This window comes from Citrobacter sp. ABFQG (assembly GCF_004322975.1).
GTDB classification, from domain to species: domain Bacteria; phylum Pseudomonadota; class Gammaproteobacteria; order Enterobacterales; family Enterobacteriaceae; genus Citrobacter; species Citrobacter freundii.
This window is the reverse complement of record NZ_CP036435.1, coordinates 3,536,309-3,552,155: the sequence shown is the minus strand read 5'-3', so window position 1 is coordinate 3,552,155 and position 15,847 is coordinate 3,536,309. Positions and strand designations below refer to the sequence as shown.

Annotated in this window: 18 protein-coding genes; 11 read left to right on the top strand and 7 right to left on the bottom strand. The window is 52.8% G+C overall.

Annotated features, from left to right (window positions below; genetic code table 11):
• The first annotated feature begins 55 nt into the window (after positions 1 to 55).
• Complete coding sequence (locus WN16_RS17470) at positions 56 to 622, top strand: VOC family protein (protein WP_003034677.1); 567 nt, start codon at positions 56 to 58, stop codon at positions 620 to 622.
• Positions 623 to 624: 2 nt separating this feature from the next.
• Positions 625 to 1,371 carry a copper homeostasis protein CutC gene (gene cutC / locus WN16_RS17465; RefSeq protein WP_044701481.1) on the top strand — a complete coding sequence of 249 codons (747 nt, stop codon included), beginning with the start codon at positions 625 to 627 and terminating at the stop codon, positions 1,369 to 1,371.
• Between the two features lie 243 nt (positions 1,372 to 1,614).
• Here cutC and cmoB read toward each other — a convergent pair whose 3' ends face one another.
• From cmoB to WN16_RS17440, 5 genes are read right to left on the bottom strand one after another with little or no spacing between them, the layout of a single operon-like run.
• Positions 1,615 to 2,583, bottom strand: a complete 969-nt coding sequence (gene cmoB / locus WN16_RS17460) for a tRNA 5-methoxyuridine(34)/uridine 5-oxyacetic acid(34) synthase CmoB (protein ID WP_003839177.1) — start codon at positions 2,581 to 2,583, stop codon at positions 1,615 to 1,617.
• Positions 2,580 to 3,323: a carboxy-S-adenosyl-L-methionine synthase CmoA gene (gene cmoA, locus WN16_RS17455; RefSeq protein ID WP_003034686.1), complete on the bottom strand. Its 744-nt coding sequence runs from the start codon at positions 3,321 to 3,323 to the stop codon at positions 2,580 to 2,582. Before cmoA ends, cmoB begins: the two co-directional genes overlap by 4 nt.
• 40 nt (positions 3,324 to 3,363) lie before the next feature.
• Complete coding sequence (locus tag WN16_RS17450) at positions 3,364 to 3,759, bottom strand: MAPEG family protein (protein WP_003034689.1); 396 nt, start codon at positions 3,757 to 3,759, stop codon at positions 3,364 to 3,366.
• A gap of 52 nt (positions 3,760 to 3,811) precedes the next feature.
• Entirely contained in the window at positions 3,812 to 4,630 is an 819-nt protein-coding gene (locus WN16_RS17445) for a DUF72 domain-containing protein (RefSeq protein WP_008323693.1), read from the bottom strand.
• Positions 4,627 to 5,193 (bottom strand): hydrolase, encoded by a 567-nt coding sequence (locus tag WN16_RS17440; RefSeq protein WP_044700301.1) that lies wholly within the window; start codon positions 5,191 to 5,193, stop codon positions 4,627 to 4,629. The genes WN16_RS17445 and WN16_RS17440 overlap by 4 nt, the downstream gene beginning before the upstream one ends.
• A 288-nt stretch (positions 5,194 to 5,481) precedes the next feature.
• On the opposite strand from WN16_RS17440, the gene aspS reads away from it, so the two are divergent.
• The 6 genes from aspS to ruvB all read left to right on the top strand — a co-directional run bounded on the left by aspS (position 5,482) and on the right by ruvB (position 10,738).
• The gene (aspS, locus tag WN16_RS17435; protein WP_003034862.1) at positions 5,482 to 7,254 is read left to right on the top strand and encodes an aspartate--tRNA ligase; all 1,773 of its coding nucleotides are present in this window, start codon (positions 5,482 to 5,484) and stop codon (positions 7,252 to 7,254) included.
• Between the two features lies 1 nt (position 7,255).
• A complete protein-coding gene (nudB, locus tag WN16_RS17430; protein ID WP_003034863.1) occupies positions 7,256 to 7,699 on the top strand; it encodes a dihydroneopterin triphosphate diphosphatase in 444 nt (147 codons plus the stop codon).
• A gap of 28 nt (positions 7,700 to 7,727) precedes the next feature.
• Positions 7,728 to 8,471 carry a YebC/PmpR family DNA-binding transcriptional regulator gene (locus tag WN16_RS17425; RefSeq protein WP_003034865.1) on the top strand — a complete coding sequence of 248 codons (744 nt, stop codon included), beginning with the start codon at positions 7,728 to 7,730 and terminating at the stop codon, positions 8,469 to 8,471.
• Positions 8,472 to 8,505: 34 nt separating this feature from the next.
• On the top strand, positions 8,506 to 9,027 hold the full coding sequence (gene ruvC / locus WN16_RS17420) for a crossover junction endodeoxyribonuclease RuvC (RefSeq protein ID WP_003034867.1): 522 nt from the start codon (positions 8,506 to 8,508) through the stop codon (positions 9,025 to 9,027).
• An 80-nt stretch (positions 9,028 to 9,107) separates the two neighbouring features.
• Positions 9,108 to 9,719 carry a Holliday junction branch migration protein RuvA gene (gene ruvA, locus WN16_RS17415; RefSeq protein ID WP_003034869.1) on the top strand — a complete coding sequence of 204 codons (612 nt, stop codon included), beginning with the start codon at positions 9,108 to 9,110 and terminating at the stop codon, positions 9,717 to 9,719.
• An 8-nt stretch (positions 9,720 to 9,727) separates the two neighbouring features.
• Entirely contained in the window at positions 9,728 to 10,738 is a 1,011-nt protein-coding gene (gene ruvB / locus WN16_RS17410; protein ID WP_003034872.1) for a Holliday junction branch migration DNA helicase RuvB, read from the top strand.
• Between the two features lie 78 nt (positions 10,739 to 10,816).
• Here the strand turns inward: ruvB and znuB are convergent, their stop codons facing one another.
• Positions 10,817 to 11,602, bottom strand: coding sequence for a zinc ABC transporter permease subunit ZnuB (znuB, locus tag WN16_RS17405; RefSeq protein ID WP_003034874.1), 786 nt, complete (start codon positions 11,600 to 11,602; stop codon positions 10,817 to 10,819).
• Entirely contained in the window at positions 11,599 to 12,354 is a 756-nt protein-coding gene (znuC, locus tag WN16_RS17400) for a zinc ABC transporter ATP-binding protein ZnuC (protein ID WP_003034877.1), read from the bottom strand. The genes znuB and znuC overlap by 4 nt, the downstream gene beginning before the upstream one ends.
• A gap of 78 nt (positions 12,355 to 12,432) precedes the next feature.
• Here znuC and znuA point away from each other — a divergent pair, with 78 nt between their 5' ends.
• From znuA to lpxM, 3 genes are all read left to right on the top strand, one after another.
• Positions 12,433 to 13,377, top strand: coding sequence for a zinc ABC transporter substrate-binding protein ZnuA (gene znuA, locus WN16_RS17395; RefSeq protein ID WP_003841677.1), 945 nt, complete (start codon positions 12,433 to 12,435; stop codon positions 13,375 to 13,377).
• 15 nt (positions 13,378 to 13,392) lie between these two features.
• Positions 13,393 to 14,712, top strand: coding sequence for a murein DD-endopeptidase MepM (mepM, locus tag WN16_RS17390; RefSeq protein WP_003034883.1), 1,320 nt, complete (start codon positions 13,393 to 13,395; stop codon positions 14,710 to 14,712).
• Between the two features lie 119 nt (positions 14,713 to 14,831).
• On the top strand, positions 14,832 to 15,803 hold the full coding sequence (gene lpxM / locus WN16_RS17385) for a lauroyl-Kdo(2)-lipid IV(A) myristoyltransferase (RefSeq protein WP_032935377.1): 972 nt from the start codon (positions 14,832 to 14,834) through the stop codon (positions 15,801 to 15,803).
• Positions 15,804 to 15,847: the final 44 nt, after the last annotated feature.

Sequence of the window (15,847 nt, the reverse complement as noted above, 5' to 3'; positions counted from 1 at the left end):
GGCGCAGCGCAACAGAGTAAATTAGCGACTTTGAACATGGATATGAGCTTTTAATATGGCGAACTGGCAAACCGTTGCAGAACTACAGGATATTTCTGCAGATTTACCGCATTTCACGCAGGCATTAACGGAACTTTCTACCCGTCTTGGGCTGGATATCACAGGCCTGGAAGCCGATCACATTTCCTTGCGTTGCCATCAAAATACCACTGCAGAACGCTGGCGTCGTGGGTTTGAACAGTGCGGTGAATTGTTGTCAGAAAACATTATTAACGGCAGACCTATTTGTCTTTTTAAACTGCATGAGCCGGTTTGTGTGCAACATTGGCAATTTTCCATCGTCGAACTGCCGTGGCCGGGCGAAAAACGTTACCCGCATGAAGGCTGGGAACATATTGAAATTGTTCTGCCGGGTGAGGCACAAACGCTGAATGCGCGAGCGCTGGCGCTGCTTTCCGATCACGGTCTGAGTCAACCTGGTATATTTGTGAAAACCAGCTCGCCAAAAGGAGAACGTGAACGTTTACCGAATCCGACGCTGGCGGTTAGCGATGGTAGCGTGACGATTAAATTCCACCCGTGGTCGATTGAAACCATTGTGGCAAGCGAGCGTCAGGAGTGAGCATGACTATACTGGAAATCTGCTGTTACAGCATGGAGTGCGCGCGCACGGCGCAGCAAAACGGCGCGGATCGTATTGAGCTTTGCTCGGCACCCAAAGAAGGGGGCTTAACGCCTTCACTGGGCGTCTTGCGTTCTGTTCGCCAGCACATTTCGATTCCCGTCAATCCCATTATTCGTCCACGTGGAGGCGACTTTTGTTACACCGAAGGTGAATTCGCTGCAATGCTGGATGATATAGCGATGGTCAGAGAACTAGGGTTCTCAGGGCTGGTGACCGGCATTTTAGATGCGGATGGCGATGTCGATATGCCGCGCATGGAGAAAATAATGATCGCCGCCGGTTCACTGCAAGTCACTTTTCATCGTGCCTTTGATATGTGTGCTAACCCACTCAATACACTTAAAAAATTAGCTGATTTGGGCATCGCCAGAGTACTCACCTCCGGGCAAAAATCCGATGCGGTGCAAGGTTTAACAAAAATAATGGAACTTATTGCGCAGCCTGGTGCTCCAATCATTATGGCCGGAGCGGGGGTTCGCGCCTCGAATTTGTCCCTGTTCCTTGATGCTGGGGTGCAGGAAGTCCACAGTTCTGCCGGAGTATGGCTGGCTTCACCAATGCGTTATCGCAATTCGGGGTTGTCGATGTCTTCGGATGCGCAGGCGGATGAGTATTCTCGCTATGCGGTAGACGGGGCGGCGGTTGCTGAAATGAAAGCAATCATTGCACACCATCAGGCCAACTGATTTTACCGTTGCATCATGTCGCCCAATATGATGCTTGCTCGTACCAGGCCCCTGCCATTTCAACAGGGGCCTTTTTTTATCCTTCTCCTGCATATTTCGGTCTGCAACTGTGTTGGCTTTCCTCGCTCACCCCGGTCACGTAGTTATCTACGCTCCAAGGGATTTGCTGCGTCGCCGCCTTGTTGCAAACCGAACTATTTTGGAGAAATGGTGCTATACGTAATAGTCATTTGGCAAAAATGACTACGGTTTACGCGCAATCAATACCGCACGCAGTGGGGCAGGGTAGCCTTCCACCGTCTTGCTGTGGTCGTTCGGGTCAAGGAAGTCGGCCAGCGATTCGGTAATCATCCATTCGGTGCGGCGCTGTTCTTCGGTAGTGGTCACACATACGTCGGCAATGCGCACATCAACAAACCCGCATTTTTCCAGCCAGTTTTTTAGCGCCAGTGCAGACGGGATAAAGTAAACGTTACGCATCTGGGCGTAGCGATCGCCCGGCACCAGCACGGTATTTTCATCGCCTTCGACGACCAGCGTTTCCAGTACCAGTTCGCCATCTTTAACCAACTGATCCTTTAACTGCCACAGGTGTTCCAGCGGCGAGCGGCGGTGATAAAGCACGCCCATGGAGAATACGGTATCAAAGGCGTTGAGCGCCGGAAGCTGTTCAATTCCCAGCGGCAGCAGATGCGCGCGCTGGTCATTGCCCAGCAGTTTACGCACCGCCTCAAACTGGCACAGGAAGAGTTGGGTCGGATCGATACCGACCGCCAGATGTGCGCCCGCGCCAATCATGCGCCACATGTGATAGCCACTGCCGCAACCGACATCAAGAATGGTACGTCCGGTGAGATCAGACAAGTGCGGCAGGACGCGATCCCACTTCCAGTCGGAACGCCATTCGGTATCGATATTGACGCCGTACAGCGAGTAAGGTCCTTTACGCCATGGCATCAGGTTACGCATCAGGGTGTCGATACGTTTAAGCTGACCTTCGCTTAGCGGCTCTTTGCTTTCTGCGGTAACGCTGTGCAGTAAGTCCAGACGATGCGGCGTTAGCTCGGGCAGAAACTCGACGGCGTTTGACCATTGTTTAAAAAGACCGTGCTGATCGCGCTGCCAGGCAGCGATTTGCGCCGGAAGTGTTTCCAGCCAATGGGACAGATGATTTTTGGCAATCAACTGATAAAAGTTACCAAAATCGATCATGCGCTAACCTCAGCTTTCAACGCCACCAGAGAGCCAAAGTTGAAACACTGGAACCACAATTCGCTGTGCTCAAAGCCGGCCTGATGCAGTCGCGCTTTGTGCGTTTCGACCGAGTCGGTCAGCATCACGTTTTCCAGCATGCTGCGCTTCTGGCTGATTTCCAATTCGCTGTAGCCATTGGCCCGTTTGAAATCGTGGTGCATGTTGAACAGCAGCTCGCCAACGTTAGCATCTTCAAAACTGAATTTTTCAGACAGCACCAGCGCGCCACCGGGATTCAGCCCCTGATAAATCTTATCCAACAACGCCTGGCGCTCGGGTGGCTCAAGGAATTGCAGGGTAAAATTCAGCACCACCATCGAGGCATTTTCGATAGTAATGTTGCGAATATCGCCTTCGACAACCTCAACCGGAGTCGGTGCTTTATAAGCGTCGATGTGACGACGGCAGCGCTCAACCATCGCCGGGGAGTTATCGACAGCAATAATTTTGCAATTCTCGTGATGAATATTGCGACGCACCGAGAGCGTCGCCGCGCCCAGAGAACAGCCCAGATCGTAGACCTGCGTGTTGGGTTGTACGAAACGTTCGGCCAACATGCCAATCATAGAAATAATATTGGAATAGCCAGGAACGGAACGCTGGATCATATCCGGGAAGACTTCAGCTACCCGTTCATCAAAGGTCCAGTCACCCAGACTGGCGATAGGCGCAGAAAAAAGCGTGTCGCGGTGAGACATAACGTAAAAATCCGGGAAAAATAAAGTGGCGTATTGTGCGCTAATGCAGGGAGAAAACCAACTCCCAGGGCATATACCAAAGATTCGCCAGCACCATTAGCAACAGCGAACACCAGGTTGCGCTCATGCCTGAACGGCGCCAGCGGAAAAGCCGGTGGTGGAATCCGTAATAATGCATCAGTCGTCCGGCAATCAACATCAGCCCGCAAAGATGCACCATCCACGTCTCTGCGCCGTTCATTTCCATAAATAACAGCAGCACTAACGCGACGGGAATATATTCCACCGCGTTACCGTGAATGCGGATAGCGCTTTGCAGTTCGCTAAAACCTCCATCGCCATAGGCAACGCGATATTGCATGCGCAGGCGAACAACGTCAAAGGAGAACTTTATTAACAATAACGCACCCAATACGGCATAAAGCGCGCTTACCATACAAACTCCCTTTTAAAATGGCTGCTGGCATTGACTATGATAGGTGGCATTTTCAGAAAAGAGAAGATTGCTGTGGAATAGACGGTGCTGATCCGATCTCTGGCAGAGCATTGCGTAAATCTGCCCATAGCGTATCGACAAGCTCCGGGGCCTGCGCGATGTCCGGCGTATGCAAAAACAGATACGGCGTCGTGGTGTGATGCCATAGCGACAGCTTGGTCAGCCAGACGGCAAAAAGCGCGCTGTTTTGTGCCATATCATCGCTACCGATAAAGCGTACCATCGGATGGTTTGCCGTCACCACCGCATGCACCGGAACCTTCGGTTTCTTGCGCTGGGCGTCACGTATCGCTTCGGTATGTGGGATTGCGGCATGTACCGGGCGGCTGTCCAGAATCACCCGGTTTACTCCACGCTCGTGTAACCCGCGATTAAATAGCTGTTCGGCTTCGCCTTTGGCAAAGAAGTCTGGATGGCGAACTTCCACACCGTAGGTAAAGCATTTGGGGAGCGCATCGAGAAACTGCCACAGGGCAGGCAGGTCGCGTGGGCTAAAAGTCGCGGGTAATTGCAGCCAGTATTGTCCAATGCGCGATTCCAGCGGCGACATGCGCATAAAAAATTCCTGTACCAGGTCATCACAATTACGCAGCGCGGCCTTATGCGAAATGGTCGCCGGAAACTTAAAACAAAATCGAAACGTATCGGTGGTCTGTGCCTGCCAGCGGGCAACAATATCGGCTTTAGGCAGCGCATACAGCGTGGTATTGCCCTCCACGCAGTTAAAGTGGCGGGCATACTCTTCAAGGCTTGTGATCCCCAAACGCACCCATTTTGGATGCGACCACTGGGGTAAACCGATATAGATCATAGCGCTTGCAAAATCTCCTCCACGCTGCGAACGCGCGCAATGCGGGGGAAAATGTGAGTCATGCTACCCTGGTGTTGCTCAGCACTGGCGGCGCTACAGGCATCCTCTGCAATGATAAGACTGAAACCCAGCTCCCACGCATTTCGCGCCGTCGACTCAACGCCAATGTTCGTAGAGATGCCGCACAGGACGATGGTATCGATACCCCGGCGACGCAGCTGTAATTCCAGATCGGTGCCATAGAAGGCTCCCCACTGGCGTTTGGTTACTTCGAGATCGCTGGTGCATTTACCCAGAGCAGCCGGGTAATTCCACCAGTTTTCGGGCAACGCTTTTGCTGGAGTCTGAGCATCTACTGGTTGTTTCAGTGCTTCGGCGTAATCGTCAGACCACCCGACGCGCACCATTACCACCGGGGAACCGTGGGTACGGAATTTTTCCGCCAACTGCGCGGTGCGGGCAACCACAGCGTGTGCCGTATGAGGTCCGCCAGCGAAAGGCAGGATCCCTTCCTGTAAGTCAATCACGACAAGGGCAGTTGTTTTTGCGTTCAGTTCCAGCATGTTCACTCCAGTAAAAAATAGAATTCCGTTACACCTTAAGCGCGAATCAGTGTGAAAGGGGCGACAATTTTTGTTATTTTTTGTGAGATTACGCAATGCCCGTCCAGGAAACAGGCGTACAGTCAGTACCGGACTAAGAGTCTATCCCAGTAGGCTCTTATCGTGCGGCAGAATTTCCAGTATAATAGCCGCCTTTTTTCATTCAGTTGTGACATTCAGCTAAAGCTGCGACTTCGTCATCTGCGAGACAGGTGACAATCCGCCTGCGGCAAAGTTAAGGGATATCTCATGCGTACAGAATATTGCGGACAGCTACGTCTGTCCCACGAGGGGCAGCAGGTGACTCTGTGTGGTTGGGTCAACCGTCGTCGTGATCTTGGTAGCCTGATCTTTATCGATATGCGCGACCGCGAAGGTATCGTGCAGGTATTTTTCGATCCGGACCGTGCGGACGCGTTAAAGCTGGCCTCCGAACTGCGTAATGAGTTCTGCATCCAGGTTACGGGCACCGTGCGTGCGCGTGACGCGAAAAACGTCAACGCCGAGATGGCGACGGGCGAAATTGAAGTGCTGGCCTCCGATCTGACCATCATCAACCGTTCAGACTCGCTGCCGTTGGACTCTAACCACGTCAACACCGAAGAAGCGCGACTGAAGTATCGCTATTTAGATCTGCGTCGCCCTGAAATGGCGCAGCGCCTGAAAACGCGTGCCAAAATTACCAGTCTGGTGCGTCGTTTTATGGACGACCACGGCTTCCTCGACATCGAAACACCGATGCTGACCAAAGCGACGCCGGAAGGCGCGCGCGATTACCTGGTACCTTCTCGCGTACATAAAGGTAAATTCTACGCGCTGCCGCAATCACCTCAGTTGTTTAAACAACTGCTGATGATGTCTGGCTTTGACCGCTACTATCAGATCGTAAAATGCTTCCGTGATGAAGACTTACGTGCTGACCGTCAGCCTGAATTTACCCAGATCGACGTTGAGACTTCCTTCATGACCGCACCGCAGGTGCGTGAAGTGATGGAAGCGCTGGTGCGTAATCTGTGGCTGGAAGTTAAAGGGGTGGATCTGGGTGATTTCCCGATCATGACCTTTGCCGAAGCTGAGCGTCGTTACGGTTCCGATAAACCAGACCTGCGTAACCCGATGGAGCTGGTTGACGTTGCCGATCTGGTGAAAGACGTTGAGTTCGCAGTGTTCTCTGGTCCGGCAAACGATGCGAAAGGCCGCGTAGCTGCTCTGCGTGTACCGGGCGGTGCCGCACTGAGCCGTAAGCAAATTGACGATTACGGCAACTTTATTAAGATTTACGGCGCGAAAGGTCTGGCTTACATCAAAGTCACCGAGCGTGCGAAAGGTCTGGAAGGTATCACCAGCCCGGTTGCTAAGTTCCTGAACGCAGAAATCGTGGAAGCGATTCTGGCGCGTACCGGTGCGCAAGACGGCGACATGATTTTCTTCGGTGCCGACAACAAGAAAGTGGTTGCCGACGCGATGGGCGCGCTGCGTCTGAAACTGGGTAAAGACCTGAACATTACCGACGAAGCCAAATGGGCGCCGCTGTGGGTTATCGACTTCCCAATGTTTGAAGACGATGGTGAAGGCGGACTGACCGCAATGCACCATCCGTTCACCGCGCCGAAAGATATGACAGCTGCTGAGCTGAAAGCTGCGCCGGAAGACGCGGTTGCTAACGCATACGATATGGTTATCAACGGCTACGAAGTGGGCGGCGGTTCCGTGCGTATTCACAACGGCGACATGCAGCAGACCGTATTTGGTATTCTGGGCATTAACGAGCAAGAGCAGCGTGAGAAATTCGGCTTCCTGCTGGATGCGCTAAAATATGGTACACCACCGCATGCGGGCCTGGCGTTTGGTCTGGACCGTCTGACTATGCTGCTGACCGGTACTGACAACATTCGTGACGTTATTGCTTTCCCGAAAACCACTGCTGCAGCGTGTCTGATGACTGAAGCGCCGAGCTTTGCCAACGAAGCTGCGCTGGCGGAACTGAGCATTCAGGTTGTTAAGAAGGCCGAGAATAACTGATATGACATACAAACAGCCTGTCTCGGTGTTAGTCGTGATTTATGCAAAGGACACCGGGAGAGTGCTGATGTTACAGCGACGCGACGATCCTGATTTCTGGCAGTCGGTCACCGGCAGCCTTGAAGAGGGTGAAACCGCGTCGCAAGCCGCTATGCGCGAAGTAAAGGAAGAGGTCGCCATTGATGTTGCATCTGAGCAACTGACCTTAATTGACTGTCAGCGCACGGTGGAGTTTGAGATTTTTAGCCATTTACGTCATCGCTATGCACCGGGAATTGAACGAAATACTGAATCCTGGTTTTGCCTGGCACTTCCCTCAGAACGAGAGATCGTGTTCACCGAACATCTGACCTATCGTTGGGTTAATGCGGTTGAAGCCGCCCAATTAACCAAGTCGTGGAGTAACCGGCAGGCGATTGAAGAGTTTGTAATTAACGTCGCCTGAAAAGGCGCGCTTTTTGGAGATATTATTTATGGCAGGTCATAGTAAATGGGCCAACACCAGACACCGTAAAGCAGCGCAGGATGCTAAACGCGGTAAAATTTTCACCAAAATAATTCGTGAGCTGGTGACGGCGGCAAAACTCGGCGGCGGCGATCCGGACGCTAACCCGCGTCTGCGTGCAGCGGTTGATAAAGCGCTGGCTAACAACATGACCCGTGACACCCTGAACCGTGCAATCGCGCGCGGTGTGGGTGGTGATGAAGATTCCAACATGGAAACCATCATCTATGAAGGTTATGGTCCTGGCGGTACAGCCGTTATGATTGAATGTCTGTCTGACAACCGTAACCGTACTGTTGCGGAAGTGCGTCACGCGTTCACGAAAACGGGCGGCAACCTCGGTACCGACGGTTCCGTGGCTTACCTGTTCAGCAAAAAAGGCGTGATCTCCTTTGAACAAGGCGACGAAGACGCCATCATGGAAGCGGCGCTGGAAGCAGGTGCTGAAGACGTGGTGACCTTCGACGACGGCGCAATTGACGTTTACACCGCGTGGGAAGAGATGGGTAAAGTGCGTGACGCGCTGGAAGCGGCGGGTCTGAAAGCGGACGCGGCTGAAGTGTCTATGATTCCATCCACCAAAGCAGATATGGATGCAGAAACAGCGCCGAAGTTGTTGCGTCTGATCGATATGCTGGAAGACTGCGACGACGTGCAGGAAGTTTACCATAACGGCGAGATCTCTGATGAGGTTGCAGCTACCTTAGAATGAGGTGGCTGTACCGCAACCTGACAGGAGGTGCGTGATGTCTATCATTCTCGGCATTGACCCGGGGTCGCGCATCACCGGTTATGGCGTTATTCGTCAGGTCGGCAGACAGCTGACCTACCTCGGCAGCGGTTGTATCCGCACCAAAGTCGACGATCTCCCGTCACGTTTGAAGTTAATTTACGCGGGCGTGACGGAAATCATCACCCAGTTCCAGCCGGACTATTTTGCCATTGAGCAGGTCTTTATGGCGAAGAACGCTGACTCGGCGCTAAAGCTTGGACAGGCACGCGGCGTGGCAATCGTTGCGGCGACCAATCAGGATCTACCGGTCTTTGAATACGCGGCCCGCCAGGTAAAACAGACTGTGGTGGGGATCGGTAGTGCGGAAAAAAGCCAGGTCCAGCATATGGTGCGCACGCTGCTAAAACTCCCGGCGAATCCGCAAGCGGATGCCGCGGATGCGCTGGCGATTGCTATTACCCACTGCCATGTCAGTCAGAATGCCATGCAAATGAGCGAGTCGAGGCTGAATTTGGCGCGAGGTCGATTACGTTAGTGACAAATGAGGCTGGATATCTATCCAGCCTTTTTTTATGATAGCGCATTACCTTTTAGCCCTTAACGCAGGAGCGTCACGTGATAGGCAGACTCAGAGGCATCATTATTGAAAAACAACCCCCGCTGGTCCTTCTGGAAACGGGTGGGGTAGGCTATGAAGTGCACATGCCAATGACCTGTTTCTACGAGTTGCCGGAAGCCGGGCAGGAAGCGATTATCTTCACCCATTTTGTGGTGCGTGAAGACGCTCAACTGCTGTATGGCTTTAACAACAAGCAAGAGCGCACGCTGTTTAAAGAGTTAATCAAAACCAATGGCGTGGGGCCGAAGCTGGCGCTGGCGATCCTCTCCGGAATGTCTGCGCAGCAGTTTGTTAATGCCGTTGAGCGCGAAGAGCTTGGCGCGTTAGTGAAATTACCGGGCATTGGTAAGAAAACCGCAGAGCGTTTGATTGTTGAAATGAAAGACCGCTTTAAAGGCCTGCATGGTGACCTCTTTACCCCGGCGGCGGATCTGGTTCTGACCTCTCCGGCCAGTCCGACAACGGACGACGCCGAGCAGGAAGCGGTTGCTGCGCTGGTGGCGTTGGGCTATAAACCACAAGAAGCCAGCCGCATGGTGAGCAAAATTGCCCGCCCTGATGCCAGCAGTGAAACCCTGATTCGTGAAGCGCTTCGCGCGGCATTGTGAGGTAAAGGATGATTGAAGCAGATCGCCTGATTTCGGCTGTCAGCACGACCCCTGAAGACCTGGTGGATCGTGCGATCCGCCCTAAATTGCTGGAAGAGTATATTGGCCAGCCTCAGGTCCGTTCGCAAATGGAGATTTTTATCCAGGCGGCGAAGCTGCGTGGTGACGCTCTCGATCACCTGCTGATTTTCGGTCCTCCAGGTCTTGGTAAAACCACGCTTGCCAATATTGTCGCCAATGAAATGGGCGTTAATCTGCGCACCACGTCCGGTCCGGTACTGGAAAAAGCGGGTGACCTGGCGGCAATGCTTACCAACCTTGAACCCCACGATGTGCTGTTTATCGATGAAATCCATCGTCTTTCACCGGTGGTGGAAGAGGTGCTGTATCCGGCGATGGAAGATTATCAGCTGGATATCATGATTGGTGAAGGGCCGGCTGCACGTTCGATCAAGATCGATCTGCCACCGTTTACGCTAATCGGGGCGACGACGCGCGCCGGGTCGTTAACGTCTCCGTTGCGTGACCGTTTTGGTATTGTACAGCGCCTGGAATTCTATCAGGTGGCTGATCTGCAGCACATTGTAGGACGCAGTGCGCGTTTTATGGGCCTGGAAATGAGCGATGAAGGCGCGCTGGAAGTGGCACGCCGCGCTCGCGGTACGCCGCGTATCGCCAACCGCTTATTACGCCGGGTACGTGATTTCGCCGAAGTGAAGCATGACGGCACGATTTCAGCAGATATCGCCGCTCAGGCGCTGGATATGCTCAATGTGGATGCGGAAGGATTTGATTATATGGACCGTAAGTTGCTGCTGGCGGTTATCGACAAATTCTTTGGCGGACCGGTCGGACTGGATAACCTGGCAGCGGCGATCGGGGAAGAGCGTGAAACCATTGAGGACGTGCTTGAGCCATATCTGATTCAGCAAGGTTTTCTGCAGCGTACGCCGCGTGGACGTATGGCAACCGTGCGCGCCTGGAACCATTTTGGCATTACGCCGCCACAGATGCCTTAATGCATGATGTCGCTACGCTTATAAGGCCTGGGCGATTTTGTAGGCCCGGTAAGCGCAGCGCCACCGGGCAACGCATGCTTAGCTCGCTTGCTTTTTCATCATGCTGAAAATAAACAGCAGCGCGGCACACAGCACCACGGAGGGACCTGCCGGGGTGTCATAGAAGGCCGAGAAGGTCAGCCCACCTGTAACCGCTATCATTCCCACACCAACGGCAACTCCTGCCATCTGTTCCGGCGTACGGGCAAAGCGACGGGCGGTCGCCGCAGGGATAATAAGCAGCGAGGTGATAATCAACGCCCCGACAAACTTCATCGCCACGCCAATCGTTAACGCCGTAACCAGCATCAGCAGCAGCTTCACGCGTTGCAGCTTCACGCCATCGACAAATGCCAGATCCGGACTGATGGTCATCGACAGCAGGTTACGCCACTGCCAGAACAGAATCGCCAGAACAATAACCACGCCGATGGCGATGGAGATAAGATCTTCAGGCGTCACGGCGAGCAAATCACCAAACAGGTATGCCATCAGATCCACACGGATGTTGGACATCAGGCTGACGACAACCAGCCCCAGCGACAATGCACTATGCGCCATAATGCCCAGTAAGGTATCGATCGCAAGGTGAGGGCGCTTTTCAAGCCATACCAGACCACCAGCCAGCAACAAAGTGACGGCGATAACCGCATAGAAAGGGTTTACATCCAGCAGCAGGCCAAAGGCGACTCCCAGCAGCGAAGCGTGGGCCAGCGTATCACCGAAATAAGACATTCGACGCCAGACCACAAACGAGCCGAGTGGGCCAGCAGCACAGGCCAGCATGATCCCGGCTAACCAACCGGGTAATAACAATTCAATCATGAGTGACCATTTCCCCGGCGTAAGACGATACGACCCTGTAAATCGTGGCGGTGGTTGTGATTATGACGGTAAATTCCGAGTTGTTCGGCGCCGCGTTGCCCGAACATTGAGATGAATTCCGGGTGCATGGAAACCACTTCCGGTGCACCGGAACAGCAAATATGATGGTTCAGGCACAGTACTTCATCGGTTTTGGCCATCACCAGATGCAGGTCATGGGAAACCATCAGTACGGCGCAATCCAGTTCACGTCGCAACTGGTCGATAAGGTCGTACAGTGCGACCTGCCCATTGACATCCACGCCCTGGGTCGGCTCATCGAGCACCAGTAGCTGAGGTTTATTCAATAAAGCACGGGCTAACAGGACGCGTTGCGTTTCCCCGCCAGAGAGCTTTTGCATCGGCGCATTCATCAGATGTCCGGCCTGAACGCGCTTCAGTGCCGGAAGGATATCCTCTTTTTTGGTGCCGGGACGTAAGCGCATAAACCGACTTACCGTCAGCGGAAGCGTAGTATCGAGGTACAGTTTTTGCGGTACATAGCCAATCCGCAATTGGCCATTACGCTTGATAACTCCCTCATCAGCCGCTACCAGTCCTAATACAACGCGCACCAGCGTAGACTTCCCGGCACCATTTGGGCCGAGAAGCGTTAAAATTTTACCGGGTCGAAGTTCAAGCGATACGTCAGACAGGACGCGGCGTTGACCATAAGAGACCGAGACATTTTCCAGTGAAACCAAAGTCGTCATATCAATTTTAGTCTTGCAGAAGTTATAGAATGTTATAATATCACATTTCTTACATTCATTACGATGATTGGTCGCATTATGTTACATAAAAATACGCTTCTTTTCGCAGCATTATCCGCTGCTCTTTGGGGTAGTGCAACACAGGCAGCAAATGCTGCTGTGGTGGCCTCGCTCAAGCCGCTGGGATTTATTGCTTCGGCCATTGCGGACGGGGTAACAGACACTGAAGTTTTGCTGCCTGACGGGGCTTCCGAACACGACTATTCACTGCGTCCATCAGACGTAAAACGCTTACAGGGCGCGGACTTAGTCGTTTGGATTGGCCCTGAGATGGAAGCGTTTATGGAAAAGTCAGTTAAGAATATTCCTAACGCGAAACTGGTAACGATTGCGCAGCTCAATGACGTGAAACCGTTACTCATGAAAGGTGCTGACGACGACGATGACGATCATGGACACAATGATGCTGGCAGTGAAAAAAGTGACGAGCATCACCATCATGGCGATTACAACATGCATCTTTGGCTTTCCCCAGAGATAGCGCGGGCCTCAGCGGTTGCAATCCATGAAAAATTAGTGGAACTTATGCCGCAAAGTCGAGCCAAACTTGACGCCAACCTGAAGGATTTTGAGGCACAATTAGCCGCAACCGATAAGCAGGTAGGTAACGAGCTCGCACCGCTCAAGGGAAAAGGTTATTTCGTTTTTCATGACGCCTATGGCTACTACGAAAAACACTACGGACTAACACCGCTTGGTCACTTTACCGTGAACCCTGAGATTCAACCTGGTGCGCAGCGTTTACATGAAATAAGAACACAGTTGGTTGAGCAAAAAGCAACCTGCGTTTTTGCTGAGCCACAGTTCAGGCCTGCGGTCGTTGAAGCCGTCGCGAGAGGGACATCCGTTCGAATGGGAACGTTGGATCCGCTCGGTACGAATATCAAACTGGGTAAAACAAGCTATTCAGCGTTTTTGAACCAATTAGCCAACCAGTATGCGAGCTGCCTGAAAGGAGATTAATGAGGAAGTGAATACGTGCAACAGATAGCCCGCTCTGTCGCTCTGGCATTTAATAATCTGCCGCGACCCCATCGCGTTATGCTGGGGTCGCTTACCGTACTGACATTGGCCGTCGCCGTCTGGCGGCCTTATGTTTACCATCCCGATTCTGCACCCATCGTTAAAACTATCGAGCTGGAAAAAAGCGAGATTCGTTCACTGTTGCCTGAGGCAAGCGAACCTATTGATCAGGCTGCACAGGAAGACGAAGCCATTCCGCAGGATGAACTGGATGACAAAACGTCTGGTGAAGCTGGTGTGCATGAGTATGTCGTCTCCACTGGCGATACGCTGAGCAGTATTCTGAATCAGTACGGCATCGATATGGGCGATATCAGTCAACTCGCTGCTTCCGATAAAGAGCTGCGTAATCTGAAAATTGGTCAGCAGCTTTCCTGGACCTTAAGCGCGGAAGGTGACCTGCAGCGTCTGACCTGGGAAGTATCCCGCCGTGAAACCCGTACTTACGATCGCACTGCGACGGGGTTCAAAATGAGCAGCGAAATGCAACAGGGCGATTGGGTTAACAGTCGTATCAAAGGCACGGTGGGCGGAAGCTTCGTCGCCAGCGCCAAAGATGCCGGGCTGACCAGCTCTGAAATCAGCGCAGTGATTAAGGCCATGCAGTGGCAGATGGATTTCCGCAAACTGAAAAAAGGTGATGAGTTCTCGGTACTGATGTCTCGCGAAATGCTGGACGGCAAGCGCGAGCAAAGCCAACTGCTGGGCGTGCGTTTACGTTCTGAAGGCAAAGACTATTATGCCATCCGTGCAGCAGACGGTAAGTTCTATGACCGTAACGGTACCGGGCTGGCGAAAGGCTTCATGCGTTTCCCGACGGCGAAACAGTTCCGTATTTCCTCGAACTTTAACCCGCGTCGCCTGAATCCGGTGACTGGACGCGTAGCGCCGCACAAAGGTGTCGACTTTGCGATGCCGCAGGGGACGCCGGTACTGTCGGTGGGCGATGGTGAAGTGGTTGTAGCGAAGCGTAGCGGCGCTGCCGGATACTATGTTGCGGTTCGTCATGGTCGCACCTACACCACGCGTTATATGCACCTGCGTAAGCTGTTGGTGAAACCAGGCCAAAAAGTGAAACGTGGCGATCGTATCGCGCTGTCAGGTAACACCGGGCGTTCAACGGGGCCGCATCTGCACTATGAAGTATGGGTTAACCAGCAGGCCGTGAACCCTTTGACGGCGAAACTGCCGCGTACAGAGGGTCTGACCGGCTCGGATCGCACCGATTACCTGGCGCAGGTGAAAGAGGTTATGCCTCAGCTACGTTTTGATTAATTAGTACACTGACAAAGCCGGTACGCTATGCGTGCCGGCTTTTTTATTTTGTACGGCGCACGGTGCGCCGCTACACTATCAGCAGATTTACTTTTCGCGGCACCAGACACTGGAAGAGCATGGAAACGAAAAAAAAGAATATTGAGTATATCCCTGAGTTTCACAAATCATTTCGCCATCCGCGCTACTGGGGCGCCTGGCTGGGGGTGGCGGCGATAGCTGGTATTGCGTTAACGCCGGCAGCATTTCGTGATCCTATTCTGGCAAAACTCGGACGGCTCGCCGGAAGACTGGGAAAAAGCTCCCGTCGCAGAGCATTGATCAATTTATCCCTCTGCTTTCCTGAACGTAGCGAAGCTGAGCGTGAAGCCATTGTTGATGATATGTATGCAACTGCGCCTCAGGCGATGGTCATGATGGCTGAATTAGCAATACGTGGCCCGGAGAAGATTCAAAACCGTGTTGACTGGCAAGGCCTGGAAATCATCGAAGAGATGCGGCGCAACGATGAAAAAGTTATTTTTCTCGTTCCACATGGCTGGGGTGTAGATATCCCGGCGATGCTGATGGCGTCCCAGGGACAGAAAATGGCGGCGATGTTCCACAATCAGGGGAACCCGGTATTCGATTACGTCTGGAACACGGTACGCCGTCGCTTTGGTGGTCGTTTGCATGCGCGTAATGATGGCATCAAACCGTTTATTCAGTCTGTCCGTCAGGGATATTGGGGATACTACCTGCCGGATCAGGACCATGGGCCTGAACACAGCGAGTTTGTCGATTTTTTTGCTACCTATAAAGCAACGTTACCGGCGATTGGACGTCTGATGAAAGTCTGCCATGCGCGCGTGGTACCGCTGTTCCCCGTATACGATGGGAGAACGCACCGCCTGACGATCCATGTTCGTCCACCGATGGATGACATCCTGACGGCGGATGACCACACCATTGCCAGACGGATGAACGAAGAGGTGGAGATTTTTGTCACGCCTCATGTCGAACAATACACCTGGATTCTGAAACTGCTTAAGACGCGTAAACCCGGCGAGATTGAGCCCTATAAGCGCAAAGATCTCTATCCGAAGAAATAAAAAAAAGCCTCTCAAAACGAGAGGCTTTTTTACATTTAAGCGAC

What these genes read in the sequence shown, in the direction of transcription:
- WN16_RS17470 (WP_003034677.1), top strand. Translation starts at nt 56, where the DNA reads ATGGCGAACTGGCAAACCGTTGCAGAACTACAGGATATTTCTGCAGAT.
- cutC (WP_044701481.1), top strand. Translation starts at nt 625, where the DNA reads ATGACTATACTGGAAATCTGCTGTTACAGCATGGAGTGCGCGCGCACG.
- cmoB (WP_003839177.1), bottom strand. Translation starts at nt 2,583, where the DNA reads ATGATCGATTTTGGTAACTTTTATCAGTTGATTGCCAAAAATCATCTG.
- cmoA (WP_003034686.1), bottom strand. Translation starts at nt 3,323, where the DNA reads ATGTCTCACCGCGACACGCTTTTTTCTGCGCCTATCGCCAGTCTGGGT.
- WN16_RS17450 (WP_003034689.1), bottom strand. Translation starts at nt 3,759, where the DNA reads ATGGTAAGCGCGCTTTATGCCGTATTGGGTGCGTTATTGTTAATAAAG.
- WN16_RS17445 (WP_008323693.1), bottom strand. Translation starts at nt 4,630, where the DNA reads ATGATCTATATCGGTTTACCCCAGTGGTCGCATCCAAAATGGGTGCGT.
- WN16_RS17440 (WP_044700301.1), bottom strand. Translation starts at nt 5,193, where the DNA reads ATGCTGGAACTGAACGCAAAAACAACTGCCCTTGTCGTGATTGACTTA.
- aspS (WP_003034862.1), top strand. Translation starts at nt 5,482, where the DNA reads ATGCGTACAGAATATTGCGGACAGCTACGTCTGTCCCACGAGGGGCAG.
- nudB (WP_003034863.1), top strand. Translation starts at nt 7,256, where the DNA reads ATGACATACAAACAGCCTGTCTCGGTGTTAGTCGTGATTTATGCAAAG.
- WN16_RS17425 (WP_003034865.1), top strand. Translation starts at nt 7,728, where the DNA reads ATGGCAGGTCATAGTAAATGGGCCAACACCAGACACCGTAAAGCAGCG.
- ruvC (WP_003034867.1), top strand. Translation starts at nt 8,506, where the DNA reads ATGTCTATCATTCTCGGCATTGACCCGGGGTCGCGCATCACCGGTTAT.
- ruvB (WP_003034872.1), top strand. Translation starts at nt 9,728, where the DNA reads ATGATTGAAGCAGATCGCCTGATTTCGGCTGTCAGCACGACCCCTGAA.
- znuB (WP_003034874.1), bottom strand. Translation starts at nt 11,602, where the DNA reads ATGATTGAATTGTTATTACCCGGTTGGTTAGCCGGGATCATGCTGGCC.
- znuC (WP_003034877.1), bottom strand. Translation starts at nt 12,354, where the DNA reads ATGACGACTTTGGTTTCACTGGAAAATGTCTCGGTCTCTTATGGTCAA.
- znuA (WP_003841677.1), top strand. Translation starts at nt 12,433, where the DNA reads ATGTTACATAAAAATACGCTTCTTTTCGCAGCATTATCCGCTGCTCTT.
- lpxM (WP_032935377.1), top strand. Translation starts at nt 14,832, where the DNA reads ATGGAAACGAAAAAAAAGAATATTGAGTATATCCCTGAGTTTCACAAA.